Annotated in this window: 12 protein-coding genes; 8 read left to right on the plus strand and 4 right to left on the minus strand. The window is 36.8% G+C overall.

The window, feature by feature from the left end; genetic code table 11:
- The first annotated feature begins 136 nt into the window (after nucleotides 1–136).
- The 4 genes from CFY84_RS08210 to htpG all read left to right on the plus strand — a co-directional run bounded on the left by CFY84_RS08210 (nucleotide 137) and on the right by htpG (nucleotide 8,638).
- A complete protein-coding gene (locus CFY84_RS08210) occupies nucleotides 137–2,926 on the plus strand; it encodes a type VI secretion system Vgr family protein (RefSeq protein ID WP_088823744.1) in 2,790 nt (929 codons plus the stop codon).
- A 45-nt stretch (nucleotides 2,927–2,971) separates the two neighbouring features.
- Nucleotides 2,972–5,311 carry a LysM peptidoglycan-binding domain-containing protein gene (locus tag CFY84_RS08215; RefSeq protein WP_088823745.1) on the plus strand — a complete coding sequence of 780 codons (2,340 nt, stop codon included), beginning with the start codon at nucleotides 2,972–2,974 and terminating at the stop codon, nucleotides 5,309–5,311.
- A complete protein-coding gene (locus CFY84_RS08220; RefSeq protein WP_088823746.1) occupies nucleotides 5,308–6,243 on the plus strand; it encodes a hypothetical protein in 936 nt (311 codons plus the stop codon). Before CFY84_RS08215 ends, CFY84_RS08220 begins: the two co-directional genes overlap by 4 nt.
- 472 nt (nucleotides 6,244–6,715) lie before the next feature.
- On the plus strand, nucleotides 6,716–8,638 hold the full coding sequence (gene htpG, locus CFY84_RS08225) for a molecular chaperone HtpG (protein WP_088823747.1): 1,923 nt from the start codon (nucleotides 6,716–6,718) through the stop codon (nucleotides 8,636–8,638).
- Nucleotides 8,639–8,678: 40 nt separating this feature from the next.
- Here the strand turns inward: htpG and CFY84_RS08230 are convergent, their stop codons facing one another.
- The 4 genes from CFY84_RS08230 to CFY84_RS08245 all read right to left on the minus strand — a co-directional run bounded on the left by CFY84_RS08230 (nucleotide 8,679) and on the right by CFY84_RS08245 (nucleotide 13,749).
- On the minus strand, nucleotides 8,679–9,599 hold the full coding sequence (locus CFY84_RS08230) for a hypothetical protein (protein WP_143218778.1): 921 nt from the start codon (nucleotides 9,597–9,599) through the stop codon (nucleotides 8,679–8,681).
- A gap of 168 nt (nucleotides 9,600–9,767) precedes the next feature.
- A complete protein-coding gene (locus CFY84_RS08235; RefSeq protein WP_088823749.1) occupies nucleotides 9,768–10,430 on the minus strand; it encodes a DsbA family oxidoreductase in 663 nt (220 codons plus the stop codon).
- A gap of 95 nt (nucleotides 10,431–10,525) precedes the next feature.
- A complete protein-coding gene (locus CFY84_RS08240) occupies nucleotides 10,526–11,659 on the minus strand; it encodes an acetyl-CoA C-acyltransferase (RefSeq protein ID WP_088823750.1) in 1,134 nt (377 codons plus the stop codon).
- Complete coding sequence (locus CFY84_RS08245; RefSeq protein WP_088823751.1) at nucleotides 11,656–13,749, minus strand: 3-hydroxyacyl-CoA dehydrogenase NAD-binding domain-containing protein; 2,094 nt, start codon at nucleotides 13,747–13,749, stop codon at nucleotides 11,656–11,658. Before CFY84_RS08245 ends, CFY84_RS08240 begins: the two co-directional genes overlap by 4 nt.
- Nucleotides 13,750–14,012: 263 nt before the next feature.
- Between CFY84_RS08245 and uvrC the strand changes: the two genes are divergently transcribed.
- The 4 genes from uvrC (at nucleotide 14,013) to CFY84_RS08265 (ending at nucleotide 20,516) form a co-directional block, all read left to right on the plus strand.
- Nucleotides 14,013–15,818, plus strand: coding sequence for an excinuclease ABC subunit UvrC (uvrC, locus tag CFY84_RS08250; RefSeq protein ID WP_088823752.1), 1,806 nt, complete (start codon nucleotides 14,013–14,015; stop codon nucleotides 15,816–15,818).
- Nucleotides 15,819–15,976: 158 nt separating this feature from the next.
- Nucleotides 15,977–16,567 (plus strand): CDP-diacylglycerol--glycerol-3-phosphate 3-phosphatidyltransferase, encoded by a 591-nt coding sequence (gene pgsA / locus CFY84_RS08255; protein ID WP_088823753.1) that lies wholly within the window; start codon nucleotides 15,977–15,979, stop codon nucleotides 16,565–16,567.
- 603 nt (nucleotides 16,568–17,170) lie between these two features.
- Nucleotides 17,171–19,384: a bifunctional SulP family inorganic anion transporter/carbonic anhydrase gene (locus CFY84_RS08260; RefSeq protein ID WP_213062827.1), complete on the plus strand. Its 2,214-nt coding sequence runs from the start codon at nucleotides 17,171–17,173 to the stop codon at nucleotides 19,382–19,384.
- 436 nt (nucleotides 19,385–19,820) lie between these two features.
- The gene (locus tag CFY84_RS08265) at nucleotides 19,821–20,516 is read left to right on the plus strand and encodes a phosphatase PAP2 family protein (protein WP_088823755.1); all 696 of its coding nucleotides are present in this window, start codon (nucleotides 19,821–19,823) and stop codon (nucleotides 20,514–20,516) included.
- The last annotated feature ends 43 nt before the right edge of the window (nucleotides 20,517–20,559 follow it).

The following is a 20,559-nucleotide window of genomic DNA, read 5'->3' on the forward strand; positions in this document are numbered from 1 at the left end:
GTCTACAAATGGGCTCATTGATCTGGTTCTGGCATTAAAACGTTCTTACTTTGGTTTGTTCTAATTTTTATAATTCACTATATGCTATTTCGTGCAATATCTATATAATATGTATTTTAATTAACTAAATTTACTTATTATGGTTAATATTTATAATTTATTAGAAAAAATGGGGTTTGGTTATCAAAAAAGAGCAATACATGCTCAATTTTCAGATCCAATTCTAAATCCACAACTTTTTATCCAACGAATTGATGGCAATCATGAAATTAATAAGGGCGTGAGTTGTGAGCTTATTTGTTTGTCAGCCAATCCTGCAATTGCATTGAAAGACTTTATCGGGTGCCAAGTCGCAGTCGACCAAATTACAGATTTGGGTCAATTATTTAGAATAACAGGGATAGTTATAGAAGCCTCACAAGGACAGCACGATGGTTCATTAAGTGTTTACAAACTTAAAGTTCAAGATGCAACCTCGCTTTGGCATAAGCGCCGTAATAGTCGGGTATTTATGAATAAATCTGTGTTAGATATCACACAGATCCTCTTTAAAGAGTGGCAAGACAAGAGCCCATTATTTGCAGCAAGCTTAATCCTTGATCTGAATGGCTTGAGTAAAACATATGATGTACGACCATTTACTATGCAAACATCTGCAGAAACAGAATATGAGTTTCTGACACGGCTATGGCGTAGTGAAGGAATTAATTGGCTTATTGATGAAAGTCAAAGCTTTGTTTTGCATAATAAAGACCAAATCCAAGCACAGAAGTTACGCTTAATTGATGAAAACGCTCAGTTTAAAGCATTAGATCGTCAACTGATTCGTTTTCATCGCAGTGATGCCACAGAAAGATTAGATACCATCACCAGTTTTACTGCATGTCGTCAGCTTCAATCAAGTGCAGTACATGTGCAAAGATGGCAACCCCAATATTTAGAACAAGAAGATGGTGCGGGTTCAGTTCTCTCTTTTGATCAGCAGAGTGGTCAATATGATAGTGAGATACTAAGCTTAGAAGATGCTTGGCATATTAGCCCAGCATGGGTTGGGGATTTAAATCAAGAAGATGGCACAACGCCGTCAAGTCACCAACAAGTTGAAATGTTAAATCGTCATCTATCTGATCAAAACAGCTTAAAGTCAAAATACTTTACAGCACATAGTACAGTACGTGATGCTCAAGTTGGCTATTGGTTTAAGTTAAAGGGTCATCCTGAAATAGACTTACACACAGGTTCAGATCAAGATTTTCTCATTTTAAGTAAACACTTTTATAACCAAAATAATTTACCGAAAGATATTCAAAAACAGGCAGAAGAGTTATTCACATCAAGTCGTTGGCATCATAAAAATATTCAAGAAGATGAGCAGCGTCAAGGTAATACTCTAACTCTGGTCAGACGCAATATTACAATAGTTCCAGAATACTATCCTGAGCAGCATAAACCGATCGTCCATGTTCAACGTGCGCAAGTGGTGGGTGTTGAAGGGGAAGAAATTCATGTTGATCAGTGGGGACGAATCAAAGTTCGTTTCTTATTTAGTCGCGAAGAAGATAATCATCATGACGGTGGTGCAGGAAGTAACTTGAGTGATACTGATTCTGCATGGGTCGATGTGCTCACTCCTTGGGCAGGCGAAGGATATGGAGCAAGATTCTTACCACGTGTAGGTGAAATGGTTGTAATTGACTTTTTTGATGGCAATGTTGACCGTCCATTTGTTACAGGCCGTTTGCATGAGGCAGAACGTCACCCGACACAATTTGATCAGATAGGGCAACTCCCTGAAACTAAAAGCTTAAGTGGGATACGTTCACAAGAGATCAAAGGGTCAGGTTATAACCAACTTCGTTTCGATGATACTAACGGACAAATTAGTGCGCAATTGCAAAGTAGTTATGGTTCAAGTCAACTTAATCTTGGAAAACTCAGTCAACCAAAACAAGAATCTGAAAGTAAAGATCGCGGTGAGGGTTTTGAGCTCAGAACAGATCAATGGGGCGCTGTACGAGCGGGTGAAGGTCTTTTAATTTCTACCTATAAACAACTTGACACCGATGACCATCTTGATGCTCAAGTAGCTCGGCAACAATTTCAGCAAAATAAAGAAAGTAGTGAAGCACTAAGTGAAGTCGCCAAAAAACAACAAACTGATGAGATTGAAACGATTGATCAGTTAAAAGCATTTGCAGAACAGATTGAAAAAGATATTGCAAAATTTAATAAGGCATTATTGGTACTTAGTTCCCCCGATGGTATTGGACTAAGTACAGCACAGGATATCCATTTATCTGCAAGTGCCAAAATTAGTCAAATTGCTGGTGATAGCATCAACATGAGCACGCAAAATAATTTAATTGCTCAAGCACAAAACAAAATAAGTGTGTTTGCAGCTACAAAAGGTATTAGTGCAAAAGCTGCAAAAGGCAAAATTGATATTCATGCACAAGATGACATGATTGAGCTTATTGCACGAAAAATGCTTAAGATAATTTCAACTGAAGATATTTTGGAAATGATTAGTCCAAAAGGAATATCTTTAAAATCAGGCGGTTCAGAAGTCCTCATTTCTCCAGATGGTATCACGCTTAAAACATCACAAGGTATTTCTTACTACGCAACACAGCATCAGTTTAAACAGGGAGAGAAAATAACGTATGAACTTCCTCAATTACCAAATACACCACAGTACAGTAATCGAATAGATTTATACCATTTATTTTGGCAGTCCGACTTTAAAAAACTCAAATATCAAGCATTGATTCCTGAAACTGGACATCATTTAGCAGGCTCTATTGATGAACATGGGCGCACAGGAAAAATTACTACAGGAAGCTCTTCAAAAGTAAAAGTACTTGTTGGAACTGATGATGATTGGGGTATTCATGTTGAAGGTAAAGATAAAGAAGATTTTATGTAATAACTCCATGTTTAGTTAAAAGATTCGAAATTTTGAGTAAAAGAAATGAATAAAGAAAAATCAGTAATATGTATGAAGGTTTTAGATTTATTTGGTCATCCTATTCATGGAGCTGTATATGAAGTCAAAGACCAAAAAACAGGTAAAGTAGTTGCAACAGGTGGTACAACAACAAAAGGAGATATTGTTCCAATTAGCCGCGATAAAGGAACGATTCTAGATATTTATATTCGTAATATGTTTACCATGCAGTTTAAAAAGTTAGGTAGCATTACATTAGATAAGGATCGTATGGTAGCAATAATACGTAGCCCTAAAGTAATGATTGACGCGCTTACTATGCTATATGAAGGTGTAACTCAGACGTATAAAAGAAAAACGCATAAAGTAAAAACAGGTGACACTTTAGGAAAAATTGCTAAAGAAAATCATGTCACGGTTCGTGCTTTAGCCCAACTGAATCATCTAAAAGATGAAAATAAATTGAGTGTTGGTCAGGTGATAAAACTACCTGTAGAAATACCTGCAAAAGGAAATAATCACTATGAAGAAAAGCCTAAAACAGGAGAAAAATTAAAACTAGAAAATAAGCCACAAGCATTTACAAAAGCTGATAAATCTTTATTAAAAATGCCACCACCACAGCCAATTTCAACTACAGAGGCGAAGAAAAAAGCGGAAGAATGGCAAAATCAAAAAATTAAGCAAGAAAATCAAGTTAATAGAATACCTATAGAAACTATGCCTAACCGAAGTGAAGCTACAGGTACACCTAAAACAGATGTAGCGCCCCCTTGCCAAATACAACCACAATGTATTGTAAGTGGCAATGGAGAACTTATTCGCGAAATTAATATCCGCTTAGCTGGATTTGGTGGAGCATTACCGACAGATCAATTTACAGATTTAACAGCCAGTTGTATTAAGCAATTTCAGCGTGATTATATGGGTGTGGCTGAAACAGGTAAGATTTGTGGTTCTTTATTGGTGGCTTTAGACAAATTTAGCATGGATTTTAATGAAGATATTTTTATGCTACCTAAACATAAAGTTAAATGTCCTTGTAAAAAATGCGAGGGGTATGGTAGCAATAAGAAAGGACAATACTCAGTAACTGTCAAAAATATGACCAAAATAGTAAATGGAGTAGAGTTTCCAGGTATTCATCGTTCTTTAATTTGGGCTTATAAGGCAATTAACTTTTATTTTAAAAAGCTTGAAAATCCTGAAGGATATTATGTACATCATATCGAATCAGGATATCGGTGTATTGAAAATAATATTAAGCACCATAGAACATCTTCAAATCATATGGGATGTGCGATAGATTTTCATGTGTATAACAAAGCTGGACAAAAAATTGTTGGTATAGAACTTGAAGAGGTTATTAGAAAGAAGTGGTTAATGAAAAATCAAAAAGCTTGGTTTGGTTGGATGAAAAATAAATTTGGTTTAGAGCGTAATATCGATGGTTCAGATTCTTGGATTCATATGGATGTTAGAGAGTATGATAGCGAATATAAATTAAATAAGCTTTTTGCTAAAAATCTAGAAGAATTAAATGGGCAGAATTTAGTAGAATTAGCTAAAGAGAAAGGATTAAATAATTTAATTCAATGCAGTGGTTTTGGGTTTCAAAAAATCACACAGAAACATAAATCTGATAACGCTATTTTAATTAATGCTACGCAATTAATTAAATTGTTTCCTGATGCTAATCAATCAGATATAAATATTGTGGTAAATGAAGTAAATGATAAAATAAAAGAATTTAAGTTAGATACCCACATACGTCAGCGTCACTTTTTTGCACAAATCAAAGGTGAGGTTGGCAGTGATTTAAAAGGAAAGGTAGAAAATTGGACATATTCTCCAACTGCACTAAAAGGATTTAGTAAATATTACAGAACTCATCCTGATGAAGCAGAGAAAGATGGTTATTTAGAGCATCCTACTTGGAGAAAAACTAAAAAAGGCCCACGTTTTTCTCGACAAGCAAATGTAGAAGCAATTAGTGCAAAGCATTTTCAAAAAAAGAATGGAAATCGAAAAGAGTTCCCAACTGATGGCTATAAGTTACGGGGAAGAGGACTTATTCAATTAACAGGCTATGATAATTACAGTAGTTTTCAGAAAGCATATACAAATTATTGGAAAGATATTCCCCCAGATTTTGTGGAGTATCCTGATGAAATAAATAAAGTACAGTATGCAATTCGAAGTGCAATGTGGTTTTGGTCTGTTGGTAGGAGAGTTTTTGAAAAAGCTGATGCAAATCATGGGTATAGTGATGTTGTAGCAGTAACATTAAGAGTGAATGGTGGGAATACTGGATTATTACATAGACAAAATGCATATAAAGAAGCCGAGGAAATTTTTAAATGAAAAATGTAATAAAATTATTTGTATTGAGCACTAGTTTTTTGTTTATGTATAGCGCATTAGCTAAAAATTTATGTTTTTCAAAAGAAACTGAGATTATGGCATGTCAGCTTAATGAGTCAAAAAAAAGAAATATTTCTATTTGTTATAATAAAGAAAAAGATCAAGCATCTTATCGTATTGGTACCGATATTAATAACTTGGAAATGACTAAAGAGTTCACTAAAGGAGAGCCTTTACTAAGGTGGTTAGATAGTTCTAATAATACCATTTTTGGTTTTAAAAATAGCTCATATTTTTATAGAATAACTGTACCAGAAGAAAATCTTGGTGCTCAATCATTTTTAACAGTATTAGATAAAAATAAAAAAGAGTTGATGTTAAAAATATGTGTATCAAACTCATTTGGAGAAAAAAAGCAGAAGACACAATCAGTAATCGATGTTGATAACAAAACTGTTGAAAAAGATATTAATAACAGTATACCCTTTCCTATAATGTTTTACGAAAATAAAGGTGAGAAGTTAATCGCAGCCCAAAAGAGTAGAATAAGCTATGAAAAAATTAATTTCATAAATAAGAACCTTGAGTCGAAATGTATAGAGAATACCTCTTTAAATACCTGTAAAAAACAAACTGATATAAAAAAAATCGTCTATAACAGACAATTAGCTCTAGAGCTAGTTCCTCAGTTAATAAGTGCTAATGAGCATTATGATAAATTTATTTTTATGAATCTTGATGGAGATTTATATGCTATTGCAAGCAACACTATAGATTTGGATAGTGGTAAAACAGTAAATTATTATGATTTTATTAGGCTTCGTAATGACTTACATATAGTACAATTAGGAAATTGGTTTGAGGTAAAAGGTAAGATATTAAGATATAAAGATATTTATGATAATAAAATTAAAACTATTAAATTAAATTAAATACAATTTGCTTTGAAGTATGAGATGAATATGAATTTATGTATCTACTTGATTGTATTTTAAGCAATATCATGCGGGTTCAAGTCAAAAATCTAAGGTTGAATGATTTTAGCTACTTTTTCTAGGTGTAGTTTTGATTAAGATATTGAAATTTTTTTGTAGACCCTGATAAAAGATGTTTGTAAAAACTGTAATTTAAAAGCCAATATGAGCGCTCATATTGGCTTTGTTATGGGGGAATAGAATGAAATATTTAAAAGTATTGGCACTGTTATGTGGTGTGATTCTAGCCATCTCAAGTTATCAATAAATTATTTACTTTTATTATTATCATTTAAAAAAATCTACAGCATTTTAATGAAGCAACGTCATCATGTTCAAAAAAAAGTAATTTTAGACTTGAAAAAAAGCGGAGGTACACCATTCATAGAAGTATCTCATGTAATAAGTGAATGAAAATTAAGGAACCATGATGAGCGAACAAACATCTTCAAAAAATTATAGTTTCCAAGCTGAAGTTGCACAGCTATTACATTTAGTGACCCATTCTTTATATTCAAATCCAGAAATATTTTTGCGTGAGCTTGTATCGAATGCATCTGATGCATGTGACAAGTTACGTTTTGAAGGTATTAATCATCCTGAATTTTATGAAAACGACCCAGATTTACGAGTTCGTCTGATTCTCGATCAAGATAACCGCACTATTACTATTTCCGACAATGGCATTGGTTTAACAGCACAAGAAGCCATTGATAACTTAGGTACTATTGCGAAGTCAGGTACCAAAGACTTTATGTCAAAACTCACAGGCGATCAAAAGTCAGATGCGCACCTCATTGGTCAGTTTGGTGTAGGCTTCTATTCAGGTTTCATTGTTGCAGATAAAATTGTGGTGGAATCACGTCGTGCAGGTGTGAGTGAAGATCAAGCCGTACGTTGGATTAGTGGTGGTACAGGTGATTTTGAAGTTCAAGAAATCACTAAAGCATCACGTGGTACAGACATTATTTTACATTTACGTGAAGATGCAAGCGATTACTTGGCATCATATAAAGTAAAACAAATTGTGAATAAGTATTCAGACCACATTAGCTTGCCAATTCAAATGCAAAAAGAAGTATGGCAAGAAGAGGAAGTGGCTGAAGGTGAAGAACCAAAAGGCGGTCAGTATGTAAAAACGGATGAGTGGGAATCCATTAACTCAGCCAGTGCATTATGGACACGAAGCAAAAGTGATGTGACAGATGAGCAGTATGTAGAGTTTTATAAAAACTTAACACATGCTTTTGATGAACCATTGGTATGGTCACATAACCGTGTTGAAGGAAATACCGAATATACACAGCTGCTTTATATCCCAAGTAAGGCACCACAAGATATTTTCACGCGTGATGCCAAAGCAGGTATTAAACTTTATGTGAAACGCGTATTTATTATGGATGATGCGGATAACCTCATTCCAAATTACTTACGCTTTGTACAAGGTGTTGTAGACAGCGCAGACTTACCTCTGAATGTCAGCCGTGAATTACTACAAGAAAGCCGTGACGTGAAGCTGATTCGTGAAGGTAATGCACGCCGTGTACTGACTGTATTAGATGGCTTGGCTAAATCTGAAGATGAAAAAGATCAAGCTAAATTTAAACAGTTCTTTGCTGAATTCGGTAGTGTATTAAAAGAAGGTTTAGGCGAAGATGCGGCCAATAAAGAGCGTATTTTAAAATTATTACGCTTTGCAACATCAACAAACGATGAAATCAGCACCTCACTTGCAGCTTATAAAGAGCGCATGAAAGAAGGTCAAAAAGCCATTTATTATGTGACCGCAGATAGTTTAAATGCTGCTAAAAACTCGCCTCAACTTGAACTCTTTAAGAAGAAAGGGATTGAAGTTATTCTAATGGCAGACCGTGTGGATGAGTGGGCAATGAACTTTGTGCATGAGTTTGACGGTATAGCAATGCAAAGCATTGCCAAAGGTGCAGTTGATTTAGGTGACTTGCAAGATGCTGACGAGAAAAAAGCATTAGAACAAGCACAAGAACAATTTAAGCCAATCATTGAAAAGCTAACAGATGCTTTGAAAGATAAAACCAAAGATGTACGTGTGACAACACGTTTGGTGGACTCGCCAGCATGTTTGGTCACCAGTGAAGGCGAATTGTCACCGCAATTGGTGCGTATGCTAAAACAAGCAGGTCAAGCAATTCCTGATGTAAAACCAACATTAGAAATTAACCCAGAACATCCGCTTGTGAAGAAACTTGAAGAAACAGGTCAGTTTGATGATCTAGCCAATATCATTTTTGATCAAGCTGTGATTGCTGAAGGTGGTTTACCTGAAGATCCAGCTGCTTATGTCAAACGTATCAATAGTTTATTGATCAAGTAACTCTATTCAAGATGCGCTGATTGATCAGCGCATCTTGCTTTTAGAAGAAAGCTTCAAGTTGTAAATTGGCACTGAAAGAATAACCATCTGTGGCTGTTATGTCTTTGTAATAGGAGATGTCGTTATCTAAGTAAATCCATTTTTTCCATAACGGAATTCGCCAGCCTAGATACGGCCCCCAACTTTGCAACTCTAAATCTTTCTTTTCTTCGTTATACACCCCACCTGTGTAAATACCATACGTTAGCTGATGCTCATTTAAAAACTGTTGTTTCATAAACAGCTTATCATTCCATGTAATTTCTGCTTCATAGGTTTTAATGATTGAAAAACGGTTAGCAGCCAAGTCTTCACCATTTCTTTTTTGTGAAAAGTTAAAATCAGTTTCTGAATAGTTTTTACTTTGCGCTCCATAGCGAAATGTTTGTGTTGTATCTAAGCTCCAGTCAGAAAAAACATTCCAATTTTTTTCAGCACTCAGTTCAACATAAACATCTGTATTTGAATTTGAGCCTAAATTGATGTCATTTTGAAAAGGAAGAATTTTAGAGACTTCGCTCATTACTTCATTAATCCAATGCTTTTCTTTCGCTTTATTTTTATGATTATTTTTTTTATGCGTGCCAAAGGTGCGGATATGTACAGTCTTTTTTTCATTGTTGGCTAAGCGATAAGCAAGTGAATCTGTGCCAAAAATGCTCATCAATTGATTGGCAAAAGCGGCAGAATAAGGATCAAAATCAAGTGGTTTTTCTTCAACTGACTCCACAGTAAGTGGGGGTAATAAAGCAGGCACTGTGCTTTTGGTATTTTGAATAGGTTTGGCTTCACATAAATGGTGTTTAATACGAAAATGTGCAGGCAGGTGCGCTGAGAATAAAGCATTCATTTGAGGCACTTGATCAAATAGATGAAATGCAGTTGTGATGTTGGTTTCAGTGAAGCTGAATACCACTATCATCAATAGACCAACATATAAAGATTTAATCACAGTGATTCTTTATCAAAATATCGTTATGGCAATGATTGTAACGATGTGCGTTAAACTAGTCTTAAAGATGAGATATAACGTTGTTGTTTCATGGTATATGGCTGTCTTTAAATTTTATTGAAAGACAGCCATGTTCTTTTACTCAGTGTCTGCTTCATCTGAGGCATTTTGTTCACTGTCTAATACTTTTTGCAGTACTTCTTTAAAGACTTCATCAGGTTGTGCACCAGCCAAAGCCACGCGCTGATCAAAGACAAAGAACGGGACAGCGCTAATGTTTAACTTTTCACGTGCAAGCTTTTCGTCATATTCGACAAACTCTTTAAAACCATCGCTGTTGAGCACATCTTCAACCTCACCATGGTCTAGTCCAATGCGTGAAGCAATTTCATCGAGTACTTCGCGCTCGCCAATAGCAAGACCCTCTGTCATATAGGCATAAAAGAAGGCTTCTTTGGCTTGATTGCCTAGTCCTTTACTTTGCGCCAAATGAATAATTCGATGCGCATTGAAGCTGTTGCCAGATTTTGCCTGTTGCCATTGAAAGTCAATGCCTTCTGTTTGTGCAATCTGTGCAATATTCTCTTGCATTTGTGTCATGTCTTCAATGCTGCGACCATATTTATGCGCTAAACGTACGGTGTTTGAGGTGTCATGTGACGCAGGTGCATCAGCATCAAGTTGGAAACTATGCCAATGAACATCAAGCTCAAAATTCATGGCCTGTGCCACACGCTCTAAACGTTTTTTGCCAATGTAGCAAAAAGGACAAACCACATCCGACCAAATATCAACGCGCATTTTTCTTCCTCATCATTCTGTGTATAAGCTTGGGCATTTACATGACGCCCTTTTTCAAAAAGGCAAGTCAGACTGTAAAAAATACTTTAAATAAGTTAAATCCGTTCAATCACGGTGGCAATGCCTTGTCCTAAATCCATTGATAATGCTGCAAGCCCTAGAGTGGTATTTTTGTGCTCCATGATATGCAAGAGGGTGGTCAGCATTTGTGTGCCAGATGAACCCATAACTTGTCCCAGTGCAATAGCACCACCATACATATTAATACGGTCTTGACGTTGAGTCAGGTTTAAGTTTTTCACAATGCTTAAATGGGCTGCAGCAGAGTGTTCATCGAGTTCAAAAGTATGAATCTCTTCAATGGTGCGCCCTGCACGTTTAAGGGCTTTTTGAATGGCAGGAACAGTTGCATAGCTTGCAATGGCAGGGTCACATGCCGCTACAGCCATGGCACGAATCACGGCTTTGGGTTGAAGACCTAAGCTTTGAGCATGTTCAGCGGACATCAGTAAAAGCGCTGATGCACCAATACCTTGACTTGCAGTGTTGCCTATGGTGAGTGTTGCATGATGTTGCTGATGTATTGTGGGTAAGGTTTTGAGTGCGGCAAAAGTTAAATCTTGGGTAATCAACTCATCTGTGTGACATGTCGTCATCAAACCATGATTGCTCAGTCCTTGAATAGGTACAATTTCAGCCTGAAAATGACCGCGCTGCTGTGCAAGCCATGCTTTTTGTTGTGATTGTAATGCCAACTGATCTTGTGCTTCACGGCTGATTTGATTGAGGTGTGCTAAAAATTCATCGCTGTATAGCGGATTAAATGAAGCATGAGCATAACCTGCAATTGGTGCGGATGGCATGACTTGAGAAGGTGTGACGCCAACACCACCCACGATAAAAATATGACCTTGTTCAGTGGCTATTTGTGCAGCGGCTGCATGGAGTGCCTGCATGGATGAGCCTTGTAAATGCTGAATCACTTGACCTGTGACGGTTACAGGCAGTTGTGCAGCTAAAGCAATTCGCCGTGCTGAAATGACATCAGCTGAACCCCAAATGAAGTCTTCTATTTCATTTAAATCAAATTCATGGCGCTGTATTAATTGCTGTAAGGTTGCAGCAGAAAGCTGTTCAGCATTTAAATGCTGTAAAACACCTTGCGGTTGCCCAATAGCGGTTCGAACGGCATCAATAATCACTGTGTCACGTGGATGAAGTTTGCTCATAGCACATGCTCCTGAAACAATGAGGTTTGTGCTTCAACCACATCATGCAACCAGTTGGGGGCATGATAATGTGCGCCCAAATGTGCATAGGTATTGCACAATGCAATATATTCACGTAATCCATAATGCTCTACATAACGACATGGACCACCCAGATGTTTTGGAAAACCAAATGCCAATACTGCTGCTAAGTCTGCATCTGTAGCATACGATACCGTTTGATCTGACACACTGTGTAATACTTCATTGCAAAGTGCAATCATTAAACGATCAATGATACTTTGTGCTGAGATTTGAGCATTTGATTCTGCTTGCGGCAATAAATCTGCTACTTCTGAATCCTTGCTGCGTATGAATGATCCTTGATTTGTAGATTGATATGCATAGAACCCTTTCAAGTTATTTTGACCTAGGCGATCTGCATCATATAATGTTTTAAAACATGACACCTGTTCTGTATGTTTCGCTTGTAATTGCTCTTGAAATGTCAAACAGGTTTCAATACCAATCTGATCTGCCAATGCCGCAGGTCCTTGTGTCCATCCAAAATCTTCTAAAAGCTGATCGATGTATGGTGCACTGATTCCTTCATCAATAAGCTGATTAAAAGCGAAGAAATAAGCGGATAAAACGCGGTGAATAAAACGACCTTTTCGATCTTTCACAATCAGTGGTGTGTGCCCTAATTGCTGAATAAACTGTAATGCATCTTCAAGGGTTTGTGCCGATGTTTTGTCATGACAGACCACCTCCACCAATTGTGGATGGTAAAAATCATGAAAAAAGTATGTGCCTATTAAATGAATAGGGTGATGTGAAGCTGACGCAAGCGCATTGATAGACTGATGTGCATGTAAGGTAACGATATAAGTTGGTGTTGCTGCTTTATCAAGCCCATATAAAACAGACAATTTACTTGGTAAGTCACTGACATCTGTGTCAAAAATAACGTCTGCATGGGCAATTGAGGCATGATCATTAGCAATATCAATGCGTTGTAATCTAGTTGTTAATTCTTCTATTGAATATTGCTGTGCCCATTGTGCTGCAAATTCAGCGTAGCGCAGTTTAATTTGTGCAGATGGTGCTTGAATGATTAAATTCAATTGTGGTTGTTGCACAAACAAGTGCTCTAAATAGTGATTATAACCCTCACCAAGCCAAGCAAGGGTTTGAAATGGTCGTGTAGAGGGTAAGTGCTGTTGATATATTGATTTGGCTTCTGAGAGTCCGTGCACTGCATGTCGTGTTGGACTGTCTAGAACATGAAGCATGGCATTTTGAATGACGTCATATGCTTCAGTGCGGTCAAGATCAATGGTATCTAACAATGCATCAAGCAAGATTTTGCCAGTTGGCATGTGCTGAATTGGAAAATCTGCCAATATTTGTTCTTTTCTTGCGTAAAGCAGCATGGCTTTTTCAACAGGGCGGAATGCGAGTGCATGTTTTTTATTATTTTGTTTATTTGACCAGCTTGAATCACCAATTGCCCACTGCATCAGTTTGAGTGCAGCAGGGAAGACATCATCATGTGCAACTTTGGCATCAATAAGCCCGATATCTAACGCGTCAGTTGCTGTATAGCTATTTGTATAAATTAGAGCATCAATCGCATGGTCTAAGCCGATGATGCGGGGTAATCGGATCATGCCGCCAAGGTACGGCATAATGCCATGTTGATGTTGGGTCAACCTTAATGTGCTGTGCTGATCCATAACGCGGTATTCACAACACAGTGCAATTTCTAAGGCAATATCAAAAGTGGATTGTTGCAAAATCGCAACTTTAGGCACAGTTAAATCTTCAAGTTGATTAAAGACTTGGTTGGCTTGTTCGAGCCAAGTGCTTAAATCTGTTTTTTCTTGCTGTAATAATTCATCATACGGCTTATTGTTATCATTGGTCTCAGACGAGTGCGGTTGAAACGAGACGACCAGCCCTTGAATGGATGTATTCGCTTTTATTGCGGCAAGTGCGGCTTGAATGTCATTTAACTCATGCAATATGGCATGCTGAAGATGAAAACAACACTCTGCAATTCCGCCCTCTAGCATCTGAACAGTAATGGCATGTCCGTGATGGATCATGTCATGATCTCCTTTTTTGCAGAAATGTGACGGAAAAAATTATTTTATATCTTTCATAGATCAATATTGTTACGTATTCTACGATAACTTGATATGAAAATAAGTTAATCTGTTGTATCAATTTCCTGTATTTTTAGTTTTTTGAATGCTCAGGTTGTTTTATAAACAAGAACGTGGACTTAGACAAGTTTTAACAGACGTTTAAATGACCTTGAAAATAAATAAAATAACGTCACATAATTATGAATAGTCCTGATAGAAGAATGATTTTGAATTCACGTGTTGACCCGCATATCCAAAAGATATTAGCCCATATGACCCAATTGCCAGGCGTGTATAAAATGCTTGGTCAACAAGGTGAGCTATTGTATGTTGGTAAAGCAAAGAACTTAAAAAATCGTGTCTCCAATTACTTTGCCAAAACCATTGAACACCCAAAAACAAGAGCTTTGGTTGCTAGAATTCATGACATTGAAACGTTAATTGTTCGATCTGAAACTGAAGCATTATTGCTTGAACAAAATTTAATTAAGCTGCATCGACCGCCTTATAATATTATGCTGCGTGATGATAAGTCTTATGTATATATTTTTATTTCTGCTGATAAGCCATACCCACGCATCAGCAGTGGGCGCGGTAAAGGCAAACATCAAGCAGGTCGTTTTTTTGGTCCTTACCCAAGTGCACAAGCTGCACGCGATATGCTGTTGACACTACAAAAGTTATTTAATGTACGTCAGTGTGAAAATAGCTATTATGCTCAGCGTAAACGCCCATGCTTACAATATCAAATTAAGCGCTGTACAGCGCCTTGTGTTGGGCTCATTTCGCCTGAAGATTATAAAAAAGATGTTGATAACTCATTAAAATTTTTACAAGGCAATACACAAGAGCTGAACCAAGAATTGATCCAACAAATGGAGCAGGCGGCCGAACAGCTTGAGTTTGAAAAAGCAGTTTTTTACCGTGATCGTTTGGGCTTATTACGTGAAATATCTGCCCAGCAAGCGGTGTATAAAGTTAAAGGTGAGGCAGATATTTTAGCCATTGCTTATTTGGCAGGCGTGACTTGTATTCAAATTATGCATGTGCGAAATGGTCGGATGCTTGGTGGGAAAAGCTATTTTCCAGATATGTTATTTGATGATCTTGGTCAGATGTTAAGCCAATTTATGGCAAACTTTTACTTCCAAGTGGCTGATGAAATTCCTCAAGAGCTAATCATTAGTCATGCTTTGCCAGATCAAAAAGATGTAGAACAAGCCTTATTCCAAGCATTTAACAAAAAAATTGTGATTAAAAGCCAAGTAAGAGAAACACGGGCAGAATGGTTGCAGCTTGCAAAAATGAATGTACAGCATGCCATTAAGGGTCAGCTTAATAATCATCTAGAAATTATGGAACGTTTCCATCAATTACAAGATATTTTAAAGCAACCGATTGACCGTATAGAGTGCTTTGATATTAGTCATACCATGGGTGAGGCAACGATTGCTTCATGTGTTGTGTTTGACCAAGGTGGTATGCGTAAAAGAGATTATCGACAGTTTGCAATTGAAGATATTGAACCCGGTGATGATTATGCAGCCATGAGACAAGCATTGACTCGCCGTTATAAAAAAGCCATGTTGCCTGATTTATTGTTGATTGATGGCGGTAAGGGACAACTTAATATGGCGATTGAAGTCATGAAAGACTTAGGTTTAGACCCTTTTATGGTGGGTGTGTCAAAAGGTGAGGGCAGAAAGCCCGGGCTTGAAACGCTACATTTTACCAATGGCGATAAAATTCAATTGCCAGAAGACAATAAAGCATTGCATTTGATTCAGCAGGTACGAGATGAAGCACATCGCTTTGCTATTACCAAGCATCGTGCTAAGCGTGATAAACGTCGTGCAGGTTCTGTACTTGAAGTGATTCCAGGATTGGGTCCGAAACGCCGCCGAGACTTACTGACACATTTTGGTGGAATTCAAGGCGTATTGAAGGCATCCGAAAAAGAATTGACTCAAGTGCTTGGCATTGGTGCATCTATGGCAAAAGTCATCTATAAAGTGTTGCATGAATAAGTGAAATTCACCTAACTCATCAGGCCAGCGAACTTTATAATTTATGCAGTCGACACCACAGGGGATTTCGTATAAAGTGTCATCATATTTAGATACAATAAAAATATCTTATAGGCGTATTGTGGATACAATCGATTAGAGTGAGTTGGCGGACTGATATGAGTGCAGGGAAAATCCTGAATATTCCTAATATTTTGACCATTGCACGGATTGTATTAATCCCTGTTTTTTTATTAATTGCGTATTGGCCTCCTGCTGTAGGTGCGGGGGACAGTGAAAAGCAAATTGTATTTAGACATGCGCTGTTAACGTCATTATTTATTCTTGCTGCATTAACCGATTGGTTTGATGGGTATCTTGCACGTGTATTAAACCAGACGTCTGCCTTTGGACGATTTTTAGATCCGGTTGCAGACAAACTCATGGTGGTTGCGGCATTAATCTTATTGGTGCAGTGGAAACCAAGTATTATGATGGCATTCGCTGCAATCGTCATTATCTCACGTGAAATTACAGTCTCTGCACTTCGAGAGTGGATGGCTGAGCTAGGCGCGCGAACCAATGTGGCGGTATCAACTGTGGGTAAATATAAAACTGCATTTCAAATGATTGCCATTAGTGTATTTTTATTGAATTGGCAACCGCTAGACTTCATTGCTTATTTACTACTATATACTGCTGTGATTCTAACATTATGGTCGATGGTTATTTATTTACGTGCAGCATGGCCTTTCTTAAAACAACCATAGCTATAATTTAACTTAAATGATAAAAACTGTAAAAGCCAATTGATTGGCTTTTTTTGTTTAACAATTGATCAACAAAATCCTTATTTTTGACATCAAACTTCTCTAGCTAAAAGAACAGAAATTCCATTATGATCAAGCTGTATATTTACTCAACGCTTGTCTTGAATCATAACTATACAATCTGTGGGTTCAGAGTGCGTAACTTTGTCGAAATGGAATACAAAAATCGATGTTTTAATATCCAAAAAATTGATTGATTAAAACAGCAATAAAATCCATAAAAATGTATTTATTAATTCTTACTTAAAAAAATTAATTTACAGCATTGTATAATGTTTGTTTTTTGTAACTATATTTTAGGTGTTTAATTTATTATATTCAATATAAATCTATGTTTTTAAATAATAAAATTTGGTTTTGTGCTATATTTGACGAGTATACTTTAAAAAATAAAATTTTTAATTCTATAGTGGATTTGTTACATTTTGATATTCGACATATAAATAACGATTAATTTTACGTATTTTCCATTTTGTTAAGTTCATGAATCAATCTTGCATTGGTCATCTCCCCCCTATTTAAGTCAGGATAGTAATAAAATTTATGAAATTTCAAGTTTTAGGTAAGACTATCTATTCCGACGATTTAATGTCTGGTTTGGTGGTTTTCCTAGTTGCATTACCACTCTGTTTAGGTATTGCGCTAGCGTCAGGTGCACCATTACTTTCAGGTATTATTGCTGGAGTTATTGGTGGTATTGTTGTGGGTGCACTCAGTGGTTCACACATTAGTGTATCAGGTCCTGCAGCAGGACTAACAGCAGTTGTGATTACACAGCTTGATGCCTTAGGTGGTAACTATCAGGCATTTTTAGTTTCTATGATTCTTGCAGGCTTACTGCAAATCGTATTTGGTGCCTTAAAATTAGGTTCATTTTCAAGTTTTATTCCAAATAACGTTATTGTGGGTCTACTTGCTGCCATTGGTTTAATCTTAATCATTGGTCAAGTACCGCGTTTATTTGGTATTGATGTCAGTGCCATGAGCAATTTCTGGCAGAATCCACAGCAGGTCTTTTCATTTATTGACGCTGGCGCCACTTTAGTCGGTGTATTGAGTTTATTGTTAATCTTGTCTTGGGATGCAACAAAGCTGAAGAAATTTCCATTGCCATCGATTTTGATTGCAGTGATTTTTGCGGGTGTTTTAAACTATATTTTGGTTAAAACAGGGTCAAGCTTTGCGGTTACTGAGCAAAACTTAATTCAGTTACCTAAAATTTTAGGCAGCACAGAACAGTTATTTTATTTCCCTGACTTTTCATTTTTAAGTCACACACAAATTTATATTGGTGCTGTGACATTGGCATTGGTGGCATCACTTGAGACGCTACTGAACTTAGAAGCTGCCGATAAAATGGATCCGCATAAGCGTCATTCTCCACCAAACCGTGAATTATTTGCACAAGGTGTAGGTAATACATTCGCAGGTTTTGTTGGTGGTATGCCAATTACTTCTGTAATTGTACGAAGCTCGGTCAATGCCAACAGTGGTGCAAAAACAAAGTTTTCTGCTATTTTCCACGGTATCTTACTGTTTTCTGCTATTTTCCACGGTATCTTACTGATTGTTGCGGTATTGTTTTTAACACCATTATTAAACTATGTGCCATTGTCTGCACTTGCTGCAATTTTGTTATTAACAGGTTATAAACTTGCTAGTCCAAAATTGTTTGTTCAGTTCTTTAAAAAGGGTTGGAAGCAGTTCCTACCGTTTATCGTTACTGTTGTTGCTATTATTGCAACTGACTTGTTGCTTGGTATTTTAATTGGTTTATTTGTTAGCATTATCTTTATTTTGCACAATAACTTACACCGTGGTATCCGCACTGTACGTGAAACACATGTACATGGGGTAATTACACGTATTGAGTTGTCGCAAAATGTAAGCTTCTTGAACCGTGCAGCATTGGTTTCAGCACTATCACACATCAAAGATGGTGAGACTGTCGTTATTGATGCATCACAAACAGATTATATCGATCCAGATTTATATTCAGTGATTGAAGACTTCCAAAAGGAAATTGCAGTTAAACACCAAATTTCAGTGAAATTTGTTGGCTTAAAAGTGCATTACCCTGAAGTAGAAGAACATACTTTAGACATTGATGTGAGTACTAAATCGTTTCAAGATCAGCTTCGTCCAGAAGATGTATTGCAAAAACTTAAAGAAGGTAACTCGCGTTTTGCAAACCATGAACGTTTGCACCACAACATTAGCCGTCAGATTCAAGTGACATCAGATGAAGGCCAACACCCAATTGCAGCAGTGCTTGGATGTATGGATTCTCGTGCACCGATTGAAATGTTGTTTGATGTGGGTGTGGGTGATTTGTTCAGCTTACGTATTGCAGGAAATATTGCAGGACAAAAAGTACTTGGTTCACTTGAGTTTGCATGTCAAGCAAAAGGTTCAAAGCTGATTGTGGTATTAGGTCATACCGACTGTGGCGCAATTACTTCAGCATGCCAAGTGCATGAGCAAAAGATTGATATGACTCAATCGAAAGAAATGCCACATATTCATTATGTATTGAAACCGATTATTACAGCGATTGATACAGTTAAAGCACAATCGGTTGATCATAAATTATCAACACACAATTTTGTTGAAGAAGTAACTCGTGTGAATGTGAAAAACAACATTAGCTACATTTTAAAACAAAGCGATGTGTTACGTGACATGGTTGATCGCGGTGAGATTGGTATTGTTGGCGCGATTTATGATGTTAAAACAGGTAAGGTTGAATTTTTATAATTCATGGTTGCCTTGATCAACGTATGCGCAGGCTACGTTGATCAAAAGTTTAAATATAAAAAAGCCTAACATCCTGTTAGGCTTTTTTATTAACTCTTCACCGAGGGTATAACATCCTGTTTTACCTCGCATCCTGATGATGAACTTAGCATTATTTTTTTATGTTCGGTCAATCCCTGTGCGATAAACTCATCCTATTGAATCAGTCATTGGCTTTACAGACGAAATGATCGAATATTCTTGTACGTTTTTTCTGACAATTGCCGTTGCTATTGTCCTACTGTGTTGTAACTTGGGCTAGAAAAAGTGCCATTTGTTGAGTCATTCGCTTGTGAATAAGTACCAACATATTTTTATGAAAATTTATTTCTAATTCCTAAGCTAAAGCTCATTTTTGTATTTTTATACTGCTCTTTATTTTTAAAGGGGTGATCCATTGCATCAGTTTAAACTTTATCGTTTTGATCGTATTAATATTCTGATGCTTGTACTTTGTGCCGTCATTATTTATCTCTTTTTTCCTGTCGCAGGAGAAATTGACCAATATTTATCACGACCCTGGATTGGTTTAAATGGGCAATATGCCTATGAAGACAATTGGTATTTGGTCCATATTGGACACCAAGGTTTGAAGTATTTAGTCATTATGATTGCTGTTATTCATTTAATGTTGCTGATTTATTTCAAAATATCCAATAGTCATCATCATATACAACGTATCTGTATTTTTGTTTTAGTATCAATGATTTGCTCAGTATCAATAATTGCTGTATTAAAAGCAACATCACCACATGCATGCCCATGGTCTATGGTAGAGCAAGTCAATGGAATGGTGGATTGGGGGCGGGTTTTAAGAGGTCAAGGCAAATGCTTGCCCGGTGGACATGCCTCAGGTGGGTTTGCGTTATTAACTTTATTTTTTGCATATCGCCAAGATTTTCCACGTTATGCCATTTATGGTCTTGTATTTGCCTTATGTTTAGGCGCAATGATGAGTTTAATTCAAATGATCCGTGGTGCACATTTTTTAAGTCATAATTTATGGTCGTTTTGGTGGTCATGGTGCATAGATTTTGTCATCTACAAGGCATTTAGCGTGTATTGGACACAGAAAAATAGTATAGAGAACTAACATTCCCTTAATTTTTATACTTTCTAATGGCATATATTGTTCA

Source organism: Acinetobacter apis, from assembly GCF_900197575.1.
GTDB lineage: Bacteria > Pseudomonadota > Gammaproteobacteria > Pseudomonadales > Moraxellaceae > Acinetobacter > Acinetobacter apis.